This window comes from Pseudomonas sp. Eqa60 (assembly GCF_018326405.1).
Classification (GTDB): domain Bacteria; phylum Pseudomonadota; class Gammaproteobacteria; order Pseudomonadales; family Pseudomonadaceae; genus Aquipseudomonas; species Aquipseudomonas protegens.
The window spans coordinates 4497541-4515025 of record NZ_AP024342.1 but is presented as its reverse complement, the minus strand read 5'-3'; the positions used below and the strand labels follow the sequence as shown (position 1 = coordinate 4515025).

Annotated in this window: 11 protein-coding genes; 4 read left to right on the top strand and 7 right to left on the bottom strand. The window is 61.0% G+C overall.

Annotated features, from left to right (window positions below; all coding sequences use genetic code 11):
• Nucleotides 1-3 precede the first annotated feature (3 nt).
• On the bottom strand, nucleotides 4-1386 hold the full coding sequence (locus KI242_RS20290; RefSeq protein WP_011062217.1) for a phosphate ABC transporter substrate-binding/OmpA family protein: 1383 nt from the start codon (nucleotides 1384-1386) through the stop codon (nucleotides 4-6).
• A gap of 294 nt (nucleotides 1387-1680) precedes the next feature.
• Between KI242_RS20290 and KI242_RS20285 the strand changes: the two genes are divergently transcribed.
• Complete coding sequence (locus KI242_RS20285) at nucleotides 1681-2013, top strand: YegP family protein (protein ID WP_011062216.1); 333 nt, start codon at nucleotides 1681-1683, stop codon at nucleotides 2011-2013.
• Nucleotides 2014-2061: 48 nt separating this feature from the next.
• Here the strand turns inward: KI242_RS20285 and xthA are convergent, their stop codons facing one another.
• Nucleotides 2062-2874 (bottom strand): exodeoxyribonuclease III, encoded by an 813-nt coding sequence (gene xthA / locus KI242_RS20280; RefSeq protein WP_011062215.1) that lies wholly within the window; start codon nucleotides 2872-2874, stop codon nucleotides 2062-2064.
• A 176-nt stretch (nucleotides 2875-3050) separates the two neighbouring features.
• Here xthA and KI242_RS20275 point away from each other — a divergent pair, with 176 nt between their 5' ends.
• The 3 genes from KI242_RS20275 (at nucleotide 3051) to KI242_RS20265 (ending at nucleotide 9168) form a co-directional block, all read left to right on the top strand.
• Nucleotides 3051-3701, top strand: coding sequence for a GNAT family N-acetyltransferase (locus KI242_RS20275; protein WP_011062214.1), 651 nt, complete (start codon nucleotides 3051-3053; stop codon nucleotides 3699-3701).
• A 65-nt stretch (nucleotides 3702-3766) separates the two neighbouring features.
• Complete coding sequence (locus KI242_RS20270; RefSeq protein ID WP_015636311.1) at nucleotides 3767-5494, top strand: autotransporter assembly complex family protein; 1728 nt, start codon at nucleotides 3767-3769, stop codon at nucleotides 5492-5494.
• Nucleotides 5491-9168 carry a translocation/assembly module TamB domain-containing protein gene (locus KI242_RS20265; protein ID WP_212805482.1) on the top strand — a complete coding sequence of 1226 codons (3678 nt, stop codon included), beginning with the start codon at nucleotides 5491-5493 and terminating at the stop codon, nucleotides 9166-9168. The genes KI242_RS20270 and KI242_RS20265 overlap by 4 nt, the downstream gene beginning before the upstream one ends.
• A 4-nt stretch (nucleotides 9169-9172) precedes the next feature.
• Here the strand turns inward: KI242_RS20265 and KI242_RS20260 are convergent, their stop codons facing one another.
• The 5 genes from KI242_RS20260 to KI242_RS20240 form a co-directional block, all read right to left on the bottom strand.
• Nucleotides 9173-11662: a fimbria/pilus outer membrane usher protein gene (locus KI242_RS20260; protein ID WP_212805481.1), complete on the bottom strand. Its 2490-nt coding sequence runs from the start codon at nucleotides 11660-11662 to the stop codon at nucleotides 9173-9175.
• 85 nt (nucleotides 11663-11747) lie between these two features.
• A complete protein-coding gene (locus tag KI242_RS20255) occupies nucleotides 11748-12497 on the bottom strand; it encodes a molecular chaperone (RefSeq protein ID WP_015636308.1) in 750 nt (249 codons plus the stop codon).
• A gap of 72 nt (nucleotides 12498-12569) precedes the next feature.
• Nucleotides 12570-13184 (bottom strand): fimbrial protein, encoded by a 615-nt coding sequence (locus KI242_RS20250; RefSeq protein ID WP_212805480.1) that lies wholly within the window; start codon nucleotides 13182-13184, stop codon nucleotides 12570-12572.
• Between the two features lie 280 nt (nucleotides 13185-13464).
• Nucleotides 13465-13635 (bottom strand): hypothetical protein, encoded by a 171-nt coding sequence (locus KI242_RS20245; protein WP_244868146.1) that lies wholly within the window; start codon nucleotides 13633-13635, stop codon nucleotides 13465-13467.
• An 86-nt stretch (nucleotides 13636-13721) separates the two neighbouring features.
• Complete coding sequence (locus KI242_RS20240) at nucleotides 13722-16898, bottom strand: hybrid sensor histidine kinase/response regulator (protein ID WP_212805479.1); 3177 nt, start codon at nucleotides 16896-16898, stop codon at nucleotides 13722-13724.
• Between the last annotated feature and the right edge of the window lie 587 nt (nucleotides 16899-17485).

The following is a 17485-nucleotide window of genomic DNA, read 5'->3' as shown; positions in this document are numbered from 1 at the left end:
AGTTCAGTACACCCACACCTCCACGCGGCGGTTCTTGATCCGCCCTTCGTCGGCACTGTTGGCTGCTACCGGCAGCTCGGCGCCAAAGCCGCGAATCTCGCGAAACACCACGCCGCTCTTCACCAGTTCCCGGCGTACCGCCATGGCCCGCAGCTTGGACAGCAGGGCCGCGCGGGCCGGATCGTTCTTGGCGTCACCGAAGCCGGCCAGGGTCACCTGGCGGTTCATCTTGCCGTGCTGGCGCAGGTAATCCAGTACCCGATTGAGGTCCTGGCGGGCCTTGTTGTCCAGGCTGGCGCTGCCCTCCTCAAAACGAAAGTTGACCGTCAGGCGCTGCGCCTGGCGGGTGAGCGCCTGATAAGCCTCCGGCATCTGCGGGCCGGGAGCGACGCGCATGGCCTGCACGGTCTGGGCGATAAAGCCGTTGGCGGCGACGATGGCCTGGCCCTTGCTGCCCTGGGCAAAGCTCACCAGGGCATCGGCCCAGGGGTTCTGCCCATTGGGCGGCAGGTACAGGTACAGGCGCCGTGACAGCGGGTAATCCTCGGTAGCGATCAGGCTGTTGAGCGGCAGCATCGGCTGTGAGTCGCCGTCTACAATGGCCACCGCCTTGGCCTGGCGTACATAGGGCAGGCCGATGAAACCTATGCCCTGGGGGTCATGGCTGACTGCGTCGGACAACTGCTCGCTGGATTCGAAACGTTTCGCGCCGGGCCCCAGGGTCTTACCGCGACGGCTGAGTACCAGTTCCTTGAAGGTGTCGTAGGTGCCGGACTGATCATCCCGGGCATAGAGATGTACCGCGCCGCCAATGCCACCCAGTTCTTCCCAGGTCCTGGCTTCGCCGCTGAACAGCCGGGCCAGTTGCTCGGTGTTCAGTTGGTTCAGCGGGTTGTGCGGATGCAGGATGATTGCCAGCCCGTCGATGGCGATCACCTGTTCGGCGCTGGGGCTTTTCAGATCCCCCAGGCTTTCAAGGTCCACCAGCTCGCTGTCCTTGATCGGCCGTGAAGCGGCGGCCAGGTCGGCCCGGGCGGTTTTCAGAGCGGCAAAGCCGGTACTCGAACCGTGGGCGGCCACTTCCACCCGCACCGCTCGGCCCTGGGCGGTTTGCCCCACCACTTGTTGTTCATTGTCTTTGCCACTGGCGGTGATCCTGATATCGCGCAGGCCCTGTTCTTCCATCAGGCCCTTGACCAGGGCCGGGCCCAGCCGGGCGCCGATGGTATTGGAGCCTTGGATGCGCAGGACGGGCGCATTGTCCGGGGCTGAGGGCAGGGCGGCGAATACCGACCAGGGCAGGGCGTAGCAAACGAAACCGATCAGAAACAGGCTGATGGTCCGGCACCAGATATCTCGTTCGCTGACGGTGGAAGCGCGGGGCATGGCGGCACTGGCCTTCTATATAGAGGGAGGAGGTAAGTGCTGGGGACATTAAGTCAGGGAGGTGACAGGGATGTGACGGACGGGGCTATTTGCAGAGAAATGGCGAAAGTCCTACATCATAAATAGCTGTTTTCTCTAGATTTTTTGAGATTTGTCCTAAAGACCAACCCCGGAACGGTGCGTAGAGTGGGCAACTTTGTCTGGCGGGGATTGGGGCGACTGCCAACGCGTCATCCCCCGCGGATGCCTCGGCAGTGTTGAGCTGCTATTTCGTAGTGTGCAAAGGAGTTACAAATGAGTGCCTGGTTCGAGCTGAAGCAGTATGGCAGTGGTGCATGCAGATTCTTGCTGAAGACAAAGGAGGCGCAGACCATGCTTCAAAGCGACCGCTACCCTTGCCGGGACAGTGCCGAGGCGGCTCTCGGCCTGTTCCGCGCACACTGCGCTTCCCCGGAACGCTACGTCAAGAAAATTTCGTCGGGCGGCAAACCTTTTTTCAAGCTCAAGTCTGGTAAGGAAGTGATTCTGGTCAGCCACTTGTACGATTCGGAAGCCACCCTCGAGAGCGCCATCAGCGCTATCGCCAGTGCCGGTACCACGGAGCGGGTCGAGCACATACAGCTGTAACCGCAAAAAAAAAGCCCATCGGCAGATGGGCTTTTTTGTGCCTGTCGATCAGCCCAGTTCGAGCCAGATCGGCGCATGGTCCGAAGGTTTTTCCATGCCCCGCAGTTCATAGTCGACCCCAGCGTCCTTGACCCGTGGCAACAACCCCTGGGAAGCCATGATCAGGTCGATGCGCAGGCCGCGCTTGGGCTCATCCTCGAAGCCGCGGCTGCGGTAGTCGAACCAGCTGAAGCGGTCGTTCACCTCGGGGTTCAGGTGACGAAAGCTGTCCACCAGGCCCCAGTTCTTCAGGCGGGCCATCCACTCGCGCTCTTCCGGCAGGAAGCTGCATTTGCCGGTCTTCAGCCAGCGCTTGGCGTTCTCGGCGCCGATGCCAATGTCGCAATCTTCCGGGGAAATGTTCACATCGCCCATCACCACCAGGGGCTGGTCATTGCTGAAACGGCTTTCCAGCAGGTGCTGCAGATCCTGGTAGAAGCGCTCTTTGGCCGGGAATTTGGTGGGATGGTCGCGGCTTTCGCCCTGGGGGAAGTAGCCGTTCATGATGGTCACCGGGGTGCCGTTGGCATCGGCGAAGGTGCCCCAGATAAAGCGCCGCTGGGCGTCCTCGTCGTCACCTTCAAAGCCTTTATGCAGGGCCAACGGTGCCTGGCGCGAGAGCAGGGCTACGCCGTAATGGCCTTTCTGGCCGTGGTAATGCACGTGGTAGCCCAGGGCCTGGATGTCGGCAAGGGGGAACTGTTCGTCGGCGACCTTGGTTTCCTGCAGGCCGATCACGTCCGGCTGGTGTTTGTCGATCAGCGCCGCCAGCTGATGGGGGCGGGCACGCAGCCCGTTGATATTGAACGAGACGATTTTCATGGTCGGCGGTCCTGGCAAAACAGCGATGCTAGCTGACAACGCCCGGGCCGGCCAGCGTGGCGGCGTGGCGGATGCGCTGCTAATGTCCCAGGGGCGCGGGAACGATCAGCGGCGCGCAGGGCTCGTACTAACAAGAACGCGGCCATTTGAGCCGGGTCCAGGGGAGAGTGACCGTCATGCCTGATTCCTCCAATGTCATCGCCGATATTCACCAGCTCGACAGCGGCTATTCCCGCGAAGCGCGGTCGCTGCTGTATCAGGCCTACCGCCATGAGCCGACCTTCGGCTTCATTTTCGAAGCCGATCGCCCCGGCTACGAACAGCGGGTACGAGCCACAGTGCGCGAATTGGTGAAGCAGCATTTTCTTCAGGACCTGCCGGCCATCGGCCTGCTGGTCAATGACCGGCTGATCGGTATCGCCCTGATCGCGCCGCCGCAACGGCGCCTGGGCATCACCGAAAGTTGGGCCTGGCGCCTGCGCATGGTGCTCAGCACCGGGTTTCGCTGCACCCAGCGCTATCTGGAGTATCACCAGGCGGTGCAGGCCTGCCTGCCCAATGATGCGGTGCATGTGCTGCCGCTGCTGGGGGTGCATCCGCAGTTTCAGGGCCAGCATTTCGGCGAGCAATTGCTGGCGGCGGTGCACAACTGGTGCGCCGTGGACGAACATTCCCAGGGTGTGGTGCTGGACACCGGCAATCCGCGTTACCTGGAGTTCTACAAGCGTCAGGGCTATGAAGAGATCGGTGAGATTGCGGTGGGGCCGGTGCGTGAGCACGTATTTTTTCACCCCAACCCGCAGCACTTACAAAGAGCAACAGCCTGATATAGAACTTTCCGTGCACCTGAGCGCTCTATCGCCCTCCCAAGCTCGTGATAGCATCCGCGCCTATGAAGTTTCCAGGAAGATTTACCAGCGGCTTTTTGCTGTTGTTCACAAGCTGTGCGGCGCTGGCGCAGAGCGAATTGGATGTCAGGGTCAAGCCCGCCAATGACGAGTTGAAGGCCAATGTGGAGGGTTACATTGGCAGTGTCGGCGATCGCGATGAAGAAGCCCTGCTGCGGTTCAGCCGGGGCGCCGAGGAGCAGGCGAAGAAAGCCGCCCAGGCCCTGGGCTACTACCAACCGCATATCCAGAGTGAGGTGCGTGGCGGTGACAAACCGCGCCTGACGTTGCGGATCGACCCTGGCGAACCGGTGCACCTGCGCAACGTGACAGTCCGGGTCGAAGGCCCGGCGGCTTCCCTCAAGTCGTTTCGCCTTCCCGACGGCGACCAGCTCAAGCCTGGTGCCGTGCTCAATCATGGCCATTACGAAGACGCCAAGCGCCTGATCCAGAACCAGGCTTCGCGCTATGGCTTTTTCAGCGGGCGCTTTACCCAGCAGAAACTGTCGGTGGACCCCCAGGCAGGTGTCGCGGACATCGACCTGGTCTATGACAGTGGCCCGCGCTACGCGCTGGGCAAGGTCAGCTTTAGCGGCGACTCCCTGTTCGATGAAGACCTGTTGCGGCGCATGGTGCCGTTCAAGGCCGGCGCGCCCTACGACTCCGAACTGATTGCCGAACTCAACCAGGCCCTGCAGTCGAGCGGCTACTTCGAGGGCGTGCGGGTGGACGCCGCGCCTACTGCCGCCGAGCACGAGGTGATTCCGGTGGCGGTCCAGCTGGAAACCCGCAAGCCCCGGACCATGGGCCTCGGCCTCGGCTATTCCACCGACGTGGGGCCGCGGGTCAAGGCCAACTGGACCCGGCACTGGGTCAACCCCCAGGGCCACAGTTACGGCTGGGAGGCGGAAGTTTCTGCCCCGCGGCAGAACGTCGGCCTGTGGTACGACATTCCCCTGGACCCGCCTCTGACCGACAAGCTGCGGTTCGCCGGTGGTTACCAGAATGAAGAGATTGCCGGCACCGATACCCTGAGTAAGTTGCTCACCATCGGTCCCGAGTGGCACAGCAAGTTGCCCAGCGGCTGGCAGCGGGTACTGTCGCTTAAGTATCAGCGAGAGGAATATCGCCTCGGGGACGACTCGGGCCTGAGTAATCTGCTGATGCCTGGCCTGACTTATTCCTACCTGCGCAGCGACAATCGCATCGACCCGCATAACGGCTATCGCATTCAGTTCGACACCAAGCTGGCCAAGGAAGGGGTCGGTTCCGACACCAACCTGCTGTATGGCACGGTGCTGCTCAAGGGCCTGACCACGGTCTGGGACAATCACCGCTTTCTCGGGCGAGTGCAGTTCGGTGGCAGTGCAACCAATGGCTACAAGTCGATTCCGCCGTCCTTGCGCTTCTTTGCCGGTGGCGACCAGAGCGTTCGGGGCTACGACTATCAGACCCTGTCACCGGAAAACTCCGAAGGCGATCGCATCGGCGGCCGCTACATGGTGGCCGGTAGCGTCGAGTACCAGTATTCGATCGCCGAGAAATGGCGGATCGCGACCTTTGTCGACCAGGGCAACTCTTTCAACAAGCTGGAGCTGCCTAACCTCAAGACCGGGGTGGGCGTCGGCGTACGCTGGGTTTCGCCAGTGGGACCGATCCGGGTCGACCTGGCCCACGCGATGAATGACGATGGCGGCATCCGCTTGCACTTTTCCATGGGGCCAGAGCTTTGAAGCGTGGTTTGAAGATAACGCTGCTGGCGATTGTTGCGCTGGTGATCCTGATCATTCTGGCCGTGGCCAGCGTACTCGGAACCCAGGCTGGCAGCCGCTGGGCCCTGGCGCGAGTGCCGGGGCTGACCCTGGAAAATTTCGAGGGCCGCTTTGGCGGGCACTGGAGCGCCGATCATCTGCTCTGGCAACAGGAGGGCAACCGGGTCGAGCTCAATGCCGTGCAGTTCACCTGGTCGCCCGGCTGCCTGCTGCGCATGACCCTGTGCATCGAGCAGTTGGAAGCCGATCAGGTCAGCCTGCTGTTCCCTCCGAGCGGCGAAACCGAAACCAGTTCGGAGCCCATCAGCCTGCCGGAACTGAAGCTGCCGTTGGCCATCGAGTTGGGGCAAGTGCGTGTGGGCAGCCTGCTGTTCAATGGCAGTGAAGAACTCAAGACCCTGCAGCTGGCGGCGCACTGGACTGCCCAAGGCCTGCAGATCGACTCTTTGCACCTAAAGCGCGATGACCTGAGTCTGGACCTTTCCGGGCTGCTGCAACCCAGTGGCGACTGGCCCCTGACCGCCCAGGGCAACCTCGGCTTGCCCGCTCCCGGCGGTGGCCCCTGGTCCCTGGCGTTGAAGGTTGAAGGCGACCTGCTCAAGACTCTGCAGCTCAATGCCGACAGCCGTGGCTACCTGCAAGGGCAATTGAGCGGCCAGGTGCAGCCCCTGGTGGAGAACCTGCCAGCCCAGGTGCGAATCACTGCCGATGGGTTCAAGGCCAGCGCCGATCTGCCGGACACCCTGCAACTGGATCAGCTGGAGCTGACTGGCAAGGGCGACCTGAAAAGCGGCTACCAGCTCGCCGGCAAGGCCAGCCTGCCGGCGGAGCAGGGCCCGGTGGCCCTGTTGCTGCAAGGCAAGGTCGACGCCAAGGGCGCACAGATTGCCGCCCTAGACCTGAGCGCCAACGACAAGCAACACCTCAAGCTCAGTGGGCAACTGGACTGGAGCGAAGGTTTTGCCGCCGAGGCCAAGCTGGCCTGGCTGGACTTCCCCTGGCACCGTCTGTATCCGCTGATTGACGAGCCGGCGGTGCGGGTCCGCAGTTTTGATGCCGAAGTGGCTTACCGTGACGGTAACTACCTGGGCAACTTCAAGGGCGACCTGGACGGCCCGGCAGGCGCGTTCAGCCTGAGCAGCCCGTTCAGCGGCGACCTGACGAAAATCTATCTGCCGCAGTTCAAGCTGGCGGCGGGCCAGGGCAAGGCCGAGGGCCACCTGAACCTGCAGTTCGCCGACGGCATTGCCTGGGATACCGCCCTGGATCTGTCGGCCATCAACCCCGCGTACTGGGTGGCGGAGCTGCCCGGAACCCTGGCCGGCCCCCTGCGCAGCCAGGGCGAAATGAAGAACCAGCAACTCAAGCTCAATGCCAACCTCGACCTCAAGGGACGCTTGCGCGGACAGCCGGCGGTTCTCCAGGCCAAGGCCGACGGAGCGGACGAGCAATGGACCCTGGGCGCGCTGGACATCCGCCTGGGAGACAACCGGATCAACGGCTCCGGCAGCCTGCAACAGAAGATCACCGGCCAGCTGGATATCAAGATGCCGCGCCTGGGTCAGCTCTGGCCCGAGTTGCGTGGGCAGCTCAACGGTCGGCTGGACCTGGCCGGCACTCTCAAGGCGCCACAGGGCAAGCTGGACCTGGCTGGGCAGCAACTGGCCTTTGCCGAAAACCGCCTGCAGAACCTCAAGTTGGACGCCACTCTGGATGGCGCGCAAAAGGCCCAGGTGGACCTCAAGGGCAGCGGGATTCAACTGGGCGACACGCAGTTGGGGACCCTGACCCTGGCCGGCCAGGGCGACATCAAGAAACAGAAACTGCAACTGGACCTGCAAGGACCGCTGTTGAAACTGGCCCTGGGCCTGGATGGCGCCCTGGACCAGGGCAGCTGGCGCGGGCGCCTGGCCAGCGGCGATGTACAGACCGGCGGCCAGGACTGGAAGCTGCAGAACCCGGCCCGGCTTGAGCGGCTGGCCAACGGCACGCTGAACTTCGGTGCCCACTGCTGGGCCAGCGGCGATGCCAGCCTGTGCGGTGAAGACCAGCGGCTGATGCCGGACCCGAAACTGCGTTATCACCTCAAGCGTTTTCCCCTCGACAGCCTGGCGCAGTGGTTGCCCAAGGATTTCGCCTGGAAGGGCATGCTCAATGCCGATGTGCAATTGGACTTGCCGGCCAGCGGGCCCCAGGGCCAGATCATGCTGGACGCCAGCGGTGGTACCCTGCGGGTCAAGGAAAAGGACCAGTGGCTGGATTTCCCCTATCAGGCATTGAAGCTCAATACCCGACTCACCCCGAGGCGCATCGACACGCAGTTGCAGTTCGACGGCGGCAAACTGGGTGAGCTGATGCTCCAGGCGCAGATCAATCCCTTGCCGAAAAGCAAACCGCTGTCCGGTGATTTCCGCCTCAGCGGCCTGGATCTGTCCGTGGCGCGGCCGTTCGTGCCCATGGTGGAAAAGCTCAGCGGCAGCCTCAATGGCAGCGGTCGTTTGTCTGGCGGCCTGCTGGCGCCTCAGGTCAACGGCAACGTGCAGTTGTCCGGGGGCGAGGTGTCCGGCTCCGAGTTGCCCATCAGCCTTGAAGACCTGCAACTGAGCGCGCAGATCGCTGGCGAGAGCGTGCAGCTCAACGGCGGCTGGAAAAGCGGCAAGGCCGGGCAGGGCAGCCTCAATGGCAACATCGCTTGGGGCCGGGCGCTATTGGTGGACCTGAGCCTCAAGGGCACCCAACTGCCGGTGACGGTGGAGCCCTATGCGGCGCTGGAGGTGGCGCCGGACCTGAAGATCTCGCTGCAGGAGGAAAAGCTGGCGATTGCTGGCAAGGTGCTGATCCCCAAGGGCCAGATCACCGTGCGCGAATTGCCGCCCTCGACGGTCAAGGTCTCCGACGACACGGTGATCGTCGGCCAGCAGACCGACGACGGCAAAAAGCCCATGGCCATGGCCATGAACATCGATGTGGAGGTGGGCCAGGACAAGCTGGCCTTCAGCGGTTTCGGCCTGACTGCCAACCTGCAGGGGCACGTGCACATTGGTGACAATATGGATACCCGCGGTGAGCTGTGGCTCAACGACGGCCGCTATCGGGCCTACGGCCAGCGCTTGACCGTGCGTCGTGCGCGGCTGCTGTTTGCCGGCCCCATCGACCAGCCTTACCTGGACATCGAGGCCGTGCGCCAGACTGACGACGTGATTGCCGGCATCCGCCTGAGCGGCAGCGCCGAGCAACCGGCGACGCAGATATTTTCGGAACCGGCCATGAGCCAGGAACAGGCGCTGTCCTATCTGGTTCTGGGGCGCCCGCTGACGTCCACCGGTGAAGACAACAACATGCTGGCCCAGGCGGCTCTCGGGCTGGGGCTGATGGGCAGCTCGGAACTGACCGGAGGCATTGCCAAGAACCTGGGCATTCAAGACTTCCAACTCGATACCCAGGGCAGCGGCAACAACACCAGCGTGGTGGCCAGCGGCGCCATTTCCGAAAGGCTCAGCCTGCGCTATGGCGTCGGGGTCTTTGAGCCCGCCAGTACCATCGCTCTGCGTTACAAGCTGAGCAAGAAGGTCTATCTGGAAGCGGCGAGCGGTTTCGCCAGCTCCCTGGATATCTTTTACAAGCGCGATTTCTGAGGAATCAGGGGCGGCACACCAGGTTCGCCCGCTCATAGTTCAGCGCCTTGTCGCGTTCGGGCAAGGCATAAGGCGCTTCACACCTCTGGCCCTGCCAGTGGATAGTCAGGGTACCGGTGTCGGCTTCAACCAGTGCCAGAGCCTTGCCACCAGGGTCAGAGATCGCCAACTGTTTGCCAGTGCTGTCCTCGAGCGACGCGCCAAACGGAATCGGCTGGTGCTTGGCGTCGAACAGCGCAAACTGCACCCGCCGTCCGGTCTTGCTGGTGTAACGCGCCAGCACCACGGCACCACGACGTGGCACCACTTGCCGGGTCCCACTGTCGATCTCGATATCGGCGCCCAGGTCTCGAGTGTCGAGGTTGATCCAGTTCACGCGATAGGGCTGCGCATTGGGGATCACGGCGAAGCCGTTGCTGCCGGTCCTGGCTCCGGAGAAGCTGCCGATTTTCACCCCTTTCACCCCTTCTGCGCCTTCGACTTGCGCCAGCGCGAACGTTTCGCCCACGGTTTGTCCCAGGTTGATTCCGCCGGCATGGCCGACGATCGAACCCGACAGGTTAAGGTTTTGCGCGTTGTAACCGCGCCCCTGGCTGTAACCGGCGCTGATATCCATAAATGAGGTGCGGGTGCTGAGGTTGACTGAGCCGGAGCTGCCGCCGTTGCTGCTGTTGCCGGCTTGCACTGAGTAATAGGTTTCGCTGTCTTGCGCCAGATAGCCGTTGATGCCCATTTGCGTGGTATCGCTGGATTTCTGCGTGCTGGCCGAGACGAAGGCGCGGGGTGCACGAGGCTTGGAGCCCAGCGGGAACGATATGGACAGGTTCACCAGTGTGTCATTGTTCGCCGGCCCGTAGTTGCCGACATCCTTGGAGTAGGTGGCGCCGAGGTTGTAGCTCACATCGCCCCAATAGTTGCTGTAACCCGCCGACAGGCTTTGCGAGCCCCCGCGTCCCCAGTAACGCTGGTCGCTGGCGTTGATGTAGGCGCTGCCGTATCGCTGGTTTCGGCCCAGGCTCTGGTTGACGGTCAGGTCGGTACGGGTTTTCGAGTTGCCGATACGCTTCTGACCGTCGTTGCTCAGTTCCTCGACGTGCTCGGTGAGGGTGCGATAGCCCTCGGTCGAGTAGCGATAGGCGGCGAGGGTGAAGTTGGTGTCGGTGCCGGTGAACGTCTTCGCATACAGCGCGCGCAGGCTGTTGCCGGTGATGGTTTTGCCGAAAGTGCTGCTCATGGAGTGGGTCAAGTCCAGCGAGACGGCACCGATAGTTGTATTGCGGCCAGTCCCCACGGACAGCGCCTTGAAGTTTTCCGAGGCCTGCACCCCGACGATCCCGGACAAGTTACTGCTGATGCCGTATGCCAGGGTGCTGCTGACAAATTGCGGTGACTTCTGGTCAACGCTGTTGCTGTTGTACCGGCCGGCCGAGACGCTGTACTTCAACTGGCCCTCACGGACCATGATCGGCAGGCTGGAAAATGCCTGCACCGTCACCCGGCGGCGGCCATCGGCTTCGATAATCGTCACTTCCAGGTCGCCGTTGGAGCCGCTGGGGTAGATATCGCTGATCTCGAATGGCCCCGGCGGCACGTTGGCGGTGTAGAGGAGGTAGCTGTCCTGGCGAATCTCCACGGTGGCGCTGGACTGCGCAATGCCGCGAATGATTGGCGCATAACCGCGCTCGCTGTCGGCACGCATGCCGTCGTCGGACGCCAGTTTCAGGCCGCGATAGCGCACGCTGTCGAACAGGTCGGCATCTGAAAAAATATCCCCGGCGCTGAACTGGCCCTTCAGGGCAGTCACGTCATGTTGCAGATAGCTGCGGTTACTTTTGAATGTGCTGGGGCGGCCGGTGCTGCTGCTAAAGTTCGATTCGTTACGCAAGCGCCAGGCGCCGAGGTTGATGCCGTTGCGCAGGCCGATGTTGTTGGACAGGGTATTTTCACCCCGAGTGCCGTTGCGGCTGCTGCTCAACTGATAGTTGATGAATGCGGCGGGAACGCCTTCGTCCCATAGGGCCGAGTCGACATAACCACGTCGGCCACGCACCATGGCGCGTTGCGGAACACTGACGATCAAGCGCAGACGGGGTACGTCGTAACGCACGCTGGCGTGATCGATCAAGGCGGGCAAGTCCAGGCAGGCATCGGGATCATCGCTGCTCAGTTTGCCGCTGGCTTGCAGCTTGCCGATGTCGACCCCCAGTTGCTGCACTATTTCCAGAGTCAGGCAGGCCTCGACCTTGCTCGTGCCGGGAGGGCGACGAAAATCGATGTCGCGGCGGCCGACCAGCGTTTCGTTGCCGTACAGGTCCACCCGATAGATGCCGGGCAGCACACGACTGCTGGCGAGCAATGGTTGCAGATCCACAGAAGATGGTGCGCCTAGGAGAAACGAGGTATTGAACTGTTCATCGTCATCGGCTACGCAGGTGGTGCTGAATAAAAGAACAATCGAAAATGGCGCCCATCTGTCGCGCTTGAGTAAAAACATGCAGGAACCCCATATCACCTCCGATACGAACTAACGGAGCGAAGAGAAATACAGTGGAAGTTCAGCCGTCACAGCGGCGCTTAAGTTATGGGGTTTGTTTATTCAAACTGGCTCGGGTATCGGCACTGTTGGAAATTTGTGCTCCATAACGATCTTGTGCGCCATAATCATTAATGCTTTTGAATAAAAGACGGGCTGTATTGGCGTTGTGAAGTTGTTTAAGGGGGAAGCTTTTTTGCTCGCCGGGGGCAATCATCATTGATTCAACGGGTTGCTCACTGACGGTGCCGGATTGAAGTGTGATTTCGGCAATCGACACGTGATACCGGCCAGGGTTGTTCACCACCAACAGGTGCTTGCCGGCTTGTTCTGTCAGGCGCCAGGTCAGTTCGCTCGGTGCCAGATAGGCGTTGTTTTTCAGGCCTGCCGGGCGGAAGAACACCTTGATGCGCTGACGCACGGCCAGTTGCAAGGTGTTCTTGGATTTCGCCGCTTGAGGGATCTCTTGCACATTGAGCCACACCACCGACTCGCGGTCGGATGGCATGCCCGTGCCTTCGTAGATCACCCGCAATATTTGCTGTTCGTCGCCGCTGACGCGCACCAGTGGCGGCGTGACGGCAAAGGGTACTGCTGCGGTTTCGCTGGAGTCGGTGTCGATCCACGACTGGATCAACACGTCTTCACCGCTGTTGCGCACGGTGATTCCGGCCTCCTTGTGCTGGCCGTCGAAAATCAGCCGGGTGCTGCTCAAGGAAATTCCGGCCATGGCCTGATTGACCATGAACAGGCTCAGCAGGCCTGCACAAAAGGATAGTGAGTGACGATAAAACATGAGGGCTACCGCGCAAGTGAATGAGGATGCGGGGCCGACCGGCCCCGCACCGGGCTTGTGTGTTCGCGCGGATTATTCGTATTGCAGCGTGAACGGTAGGGTGGCGTCGCCACGACCGGCAACAGCCTGTGCCGGAGTGCCGGTGGTTACGTAGGCTGCGGAGAATTTGAGGGTGGCGTTGCTGTCTTGCAGAGAGTTTTCGATCTTTGCGGTGCTTGCCGTGCGGAGGTCGATCACCTCGCCATTGGAGTCAAGCAGCGCAATGCCGATACCTTTCGCAGCCCCCAGACCGTCAATCAGACGAAGCACCTTGGTACCGGGCACGAGACCCGAACCTGCGCCCGAGGTTGGTTTGAAGATCATTGCGACCTTAGTACCGGCGTTGCAGTTGATCTTCATGCTGAAGTTTTCGACGTTCAGTGTGCCGTTGCCTTTAGGCGCGCTGGGAGTGCCCATGTCTTTGATCGACACTTCGCCCATTTCGACCGCGATGGTTTTACCCTTGCCAGCACCCTCAACGGAGCAGGCGTCATTGTTGATGGTGCCGGTGAAGTTGATAGTGCCACTACCGGCCTGGATGGGGTTAGCGGGTGTAGTAACGGGGGGAGTAACGGGCTCCTCTGCCAAGGCATTGCCAGCGGCGGCGATGATTGAAAGGGCGAGAAGTGCGCGAGTTAGCTTTTTCATGTTGTTTTCCAGTGGTTAGGTTTAAAACAACAACACGATATAACGCGATTTTTTGGTGGTACATCAGACGATTCCTAGAAGTTAATTGCAGCTGGAATGTAGTTGTCTATTGGTTTGAGTTTTTTCTAGTTATGTTAGTAATCCAGAAGTGTATGGTTGCTGTTGACACCAAGTTTGCTCGTGGCAAGAGTTTTTTGAATGCTTGTTATCTTTTCGCTCTTAAGTCAATTGTTGCTGACTCCCACTCCCGGAACAAATCAACGCACTATTTTATGTTCCTTTAGCAACAAATGAGTAAAACGCTCGGCACTGCTGCGCACCGGCTTGCCACGATCTCTTGCAGGCGCGTCAGGCTCAGCGGGTTGGAAATTATCGTCAGCGCCAGCACCAGCACGTTGGGGAAGTGCCGCGTCAGGTATTCCATCAGCGCGCAAGCATTGGCCACGCTCAACCAGCTCTCGTACCCCCCAGGACGATGGGGTGGTCATTGGCAATGGCAACCTTGAGGGTTTCCATGGCTGATTATCCGCATTGAAATTATTCAAGGGTGTCCAGCAGGTCTTTCAATCGAGCCAGATTCTGGCGCACCTCCAGGTCCAGGGGGCTGGTCACGCTCATGCCGTTCAGGCGACACTCCAGCTCGACGAAGGTTGTGGCCAGTTCCTCGAGCTGTACCGCCGCACCCAATGCACCGGCCATGCTGTGCAGCTGTTGCGCCACGCGATGGGCATCGGCGTTGTCCAGTGCCGTCAGCGTGACCTGCATGTCCTGGCGTAGCGTCGTGACAAAGAGTTCGCGCATGTTCGGTGACAGCTTTAGAGGCGCAACGCTGGTCGCCGGTAGGGCGATTTTGCAATGTCTTTCCAGGTGCGCGCGCAGGGTGGCGAGGTTCAGCGGCTTGACCATCCAGGCGTTCATGCCGACGCTAGCGCAGCGCTCGCCTTCTTCGCGCAAGGCGTTGGCGGTGACGCCGATAATCGGCAAGGCCTGATCCAGTTGTCGCAACGCCGTGGTCAATTGGTAGCCGTTCATGACCGGCATATTGACGTCGGTCAGCAGCAGATCGAAACGTCCGGGCGACCACTGCGCCAGGGCAAGCTCGCCATTGGCCGCGACGACCACCGAGCAGCCCAGCACTTCCAGTTGCTCCTTGATGATCGCCGAGTTGATCACATTGTCTTCCGCCACCAGCACTTGCAGATTCAACTGCCGGGGGGTATCCGGCGACGAAGGTTGGCTGTCGGTGCTGGCGCCGTGCTGGGCCTGGTAAATCGCCCAGGCGATCGCGCGGACATCATGGGCGTCGACTTCTCGGACGGTACCGCGTAATTGCGAAGGGTTGGGGCCATCCGCCGTGGCGACGACCTTCGGACCCGGCCAGGCCGCGGTATTGGCCAGCGAGCAAAGCTCTACCAGCAGTGCCGATGACACTGGTGTACCGGCCGTCAGCGGGTGGCAGTCGAGGCCAAAACGCTTGAGCCAGGCCATCAGGTGTTGGGCCTGTTCAGCGACCTTTGCACGCACATAGACGGCGGCGCTGCCGGGGCCGAACACAGGGCAATCGGCCAGCTCACCGGGTGCGTGTTCCAGCGAGAGTTGAAGGATGAAACTGCTGCCGAGCCCGGGCTCGCTGACCACGTTCAACTGGCCCGCCATCAACTCGCACAGCCATTTGCAAATGGCCAGTCCCAATCCGGCACCGGCTTGCGCGTTGGCGTCGTTGACCTGATAGAAAGGGTCGAACAGTTGCTGTTGTTGCGCCTGGGTAATCCCCTTTCCCGAATCGCTGACTTGCCATTGCACATGGGCGCGGCCGTCGTCGCTTTCCAGCAACTGAACCCGCAGCACCACGCGACCGTTATCGGTGAACTTGATGGCGTTGCTCAGCAAGTTGTTGAGGATCTGGCGAATCCGTATCGGGTCACCGCGCAACCGGTCCGGCAGCGCCGGGTCGATGCAGGCATAGAGCAGCAGGCCCTTGGATCGGGCGAAGGCGCTGTAGGTGCGCACGGTGTCTTCGGTCAGCTCCAGCGGGCAGAAATCCTCAAGTTCGAGGGTCATCTGTCCGGCTTCGATTTTCGACACATCCAGTACATCGCTGACCAGTTGGAACAACGTGGCGGAGGAGCGCTGGATGGTGTGCAGGTAATCCTGCTGGCGCGGGGCGAGCGAGGTCAGGCCAAGCAGCTCCAGAGTTCCCAGCACGCCGTACAGGGGAGTACGGATCTCGTGGCTCATGGTGGCGAGGAAACGGCTTTTGGCCTGGTTTGCCGAGTCGGCGGCCTGGCGCGCCTCTTCCAGTGCCGCTGCATCTTCGACATGCCGGGTCACGTCATGCAACGCACATAACCAGGCGTCCTGGCCCTGATAGCGGGTGGGCACGAAGGCAACATGCAAGTGGCGCCCATTGATTTCAAGATCGGCATGACCGGGGCCCGTAAGGGGCGTGAGCAAGCTCATCAGTTGGCCGTTGTCGTGCCATTGCTGGGCGCGCTGGTTTTCCAGCAGCACCTGGTGATCGCTGCGGCGAATCACGCACAGGCCGGTCGGCGCCGTATCGATCACCGTGCGGCTGAATGCCTCGCTTTCAGCGATGCTGGCGTGGGCGCTCTGCGCGGGCAGGATGACCCGGGCCTGGTACCAGCGATTGATCGCCCGACTGCAACCGAGCAGCGCAAGCACCAGCGCGACCAGGCCAAGCAATGGCCACAGCGCGTAATCGAGGAAGCTGCGCAGGCTGATGAAGTAGATCGCCGTCCAGTGATGCTCCCCGGGGCTGCTCAGTTTGAACACCAGGCCGTCGCGGTTGAAGTTCACCCCTTCATCCAGCACCTCGCCGGGTTTCAGAGCTCCGGTCAATACCACGCCACGAGGGGTGATCAAGGTGAAGTCATCGTAGATCGACCACTGCATCAACCGCTCGATGTTGTTGACCTGAGACAGGTTCATCAGCGAGCCCAGCACCACCCAGGTATCGGCGCCCTCGACGGTCAATGCGGTTTTCGCCAGGTTGATACTCACGTACGCCAGCAGGGTGGGGGCGCTCTTGTCGTCATTGGAAGAGACATAGGGTTCCCAGTGCACCTGAAAATCTGGCAATGGTGAGTTCTGCCCGCGCAGGCGCTTGTTCAAACGGGTCATGGCATCGATCAGATCGCCCATAGGCATTGGTACCCGTCCCGGACCGCGCAAACGCCCGGTGGAGGGTACGGCAAGGTCAAAATTGTCGGGGCCATTGATCAGGGCGACTTGGGGCGACTGATAGTGCGAGGCCGACCAGAACGCACTGTAATAGGCCGCCAAATGGGTACCCAGCGCAAAGATCTTCGGGTATTGGCTGGGGGCAATCCTGTCCGTATTGATCTTCAAGCTATAGGGCAGCGAAAACGGCAGGCCGCGGCCCTCGTAAATATTCGGCCCTTCATCGGGCAGGGGTTTTTGTGAGTAGGGTGGCAACATGAGACTGGGCAGCCGTTCGCTCTTGACGCTTTCCCGGGCGATATCCTGCAGGAACACTTCCTGTTCGTGGACATTCTCCATCAGCCGAGCGAAGTGAAACTGCAAGGTTTCGCGCCGCTCTTCGATCATGCGCGTCACCCCCACATAGCTGATGCCCAGCAACAGCAACAACAGGGCTCCGAGCACCAGCAGGCTCTTGTTCAGGCGCGAGGAACTGCTGGCGAGTTTCTCCAGAAGGGCATTGGGATGTGGCATTAGAGGACCTGGGTAGCAGTGATGAGAGAGCCGTTGGACACAGTGACCACGATGGCAAGTGACGGGCCTAGACACCCGCTTGCCAATCCATACGCGTTTGTCGGCCCGCCATGGGACAGCAACGGCTGGAATTGATCCGAAGATATGGCGTGAAAGATCAGGAAACCCTGAATCTGAGTGCAGTCGATTTTACGCAACAGATCAAGTTCTTGCGCGGTCTCCAAGCTTCCCGTCACCACCGTTAGACCAACGGGGGACCGAGCCTGGCAATGCAGGTCGGCGCCTGCGTCAGTTCCTCGTTGGCGCTGCAGTCGTGCACCTGTATGCGCTCGATCTTCAACTCGCTGAAGGGGGGGATGCCGGGAGCACGTGCGAGCCATGGCCTTTGTCGAAGTCATCGTGGAATAGGGCAATCCCGTTGATTCACAGGCGGCAGGCAGAGGCATGAAGACTACTAATCGTCAGCGGGTTGGTGATGACGCCCGCCTGTTCAGCATAAAGACCCAGTCCATTGGTCAACTAATTACAAAGCAACCTAACTATTGCGTTGACATTCGCTGCCTAGGCAGTAACATCTCGACATATAT

Bases quoted from the DNA above. Each gene is read 5' to 3' on its own strand.
- xthA (WP_011062215.1), bottom strand. From the start codon at position 2,874: ATGAAAATCGTCTCGTTCAATATCAACGGGCTGCGTGCCCGCCCCCAT.
- KI242_RS20270 (WP_015636311.1), top strand. From the start codon at position 3,767: ATGAAGTTTCCAGGAAGATTTACCAGCGGCTTTTTGCTGTTGTTCACA.
- KI242_RS20285 (WP_011062216.1), top strand. From the start codon at position 1,681: ATGAGTGCCTGGTTCGAGCTGAAGCAGTATGGCAGTGGTGCATGCAGA.
- KI242_RS20290 (WP_011062217.1), bottom strand. From the start codon at position 1,386: ATGCCCCGCGCTTCCACCGTCAGCGAACGAGATATCTGGTGCCGGACC.
- KI242_RS20260 (WP_212805481.1), bottom strand. From the start codon at position 11,662: ATGTTTTTACTCAAGCGCGACAGATGGGCGCCATTTTCGATTGTTCTT.
- KI242_RS20255 (WP_015636308.1), bottom strand. From the start codon at position 12,497: ATGTTTTATCGTCACTCACTATCCTTTTGTGCAGGCCTGCTGAGCCTG.
- KI242_RS20250 (WP_212805480.1), bottom strand. From the start codon at position 13,184: ATGAAAAAGCTAACTCGCGCACTTCTCGCCCTTTCAATCATCGCCGCC.
- KI242_RS20275 (WP_011062214.1), top strand. From the start codon at position 3,051: ATGCCTGATTCCTCCAATGTCATCGCCGATATTCACCAGCTCGACAGC.
- KI242_RS20240 (WP_212805479.1), bottom strand. From the start codon at position 16,898: ATGCCACATCCCAATGCCCTTCTGGAGAAACTCGCCAGCAGTTCCTCG.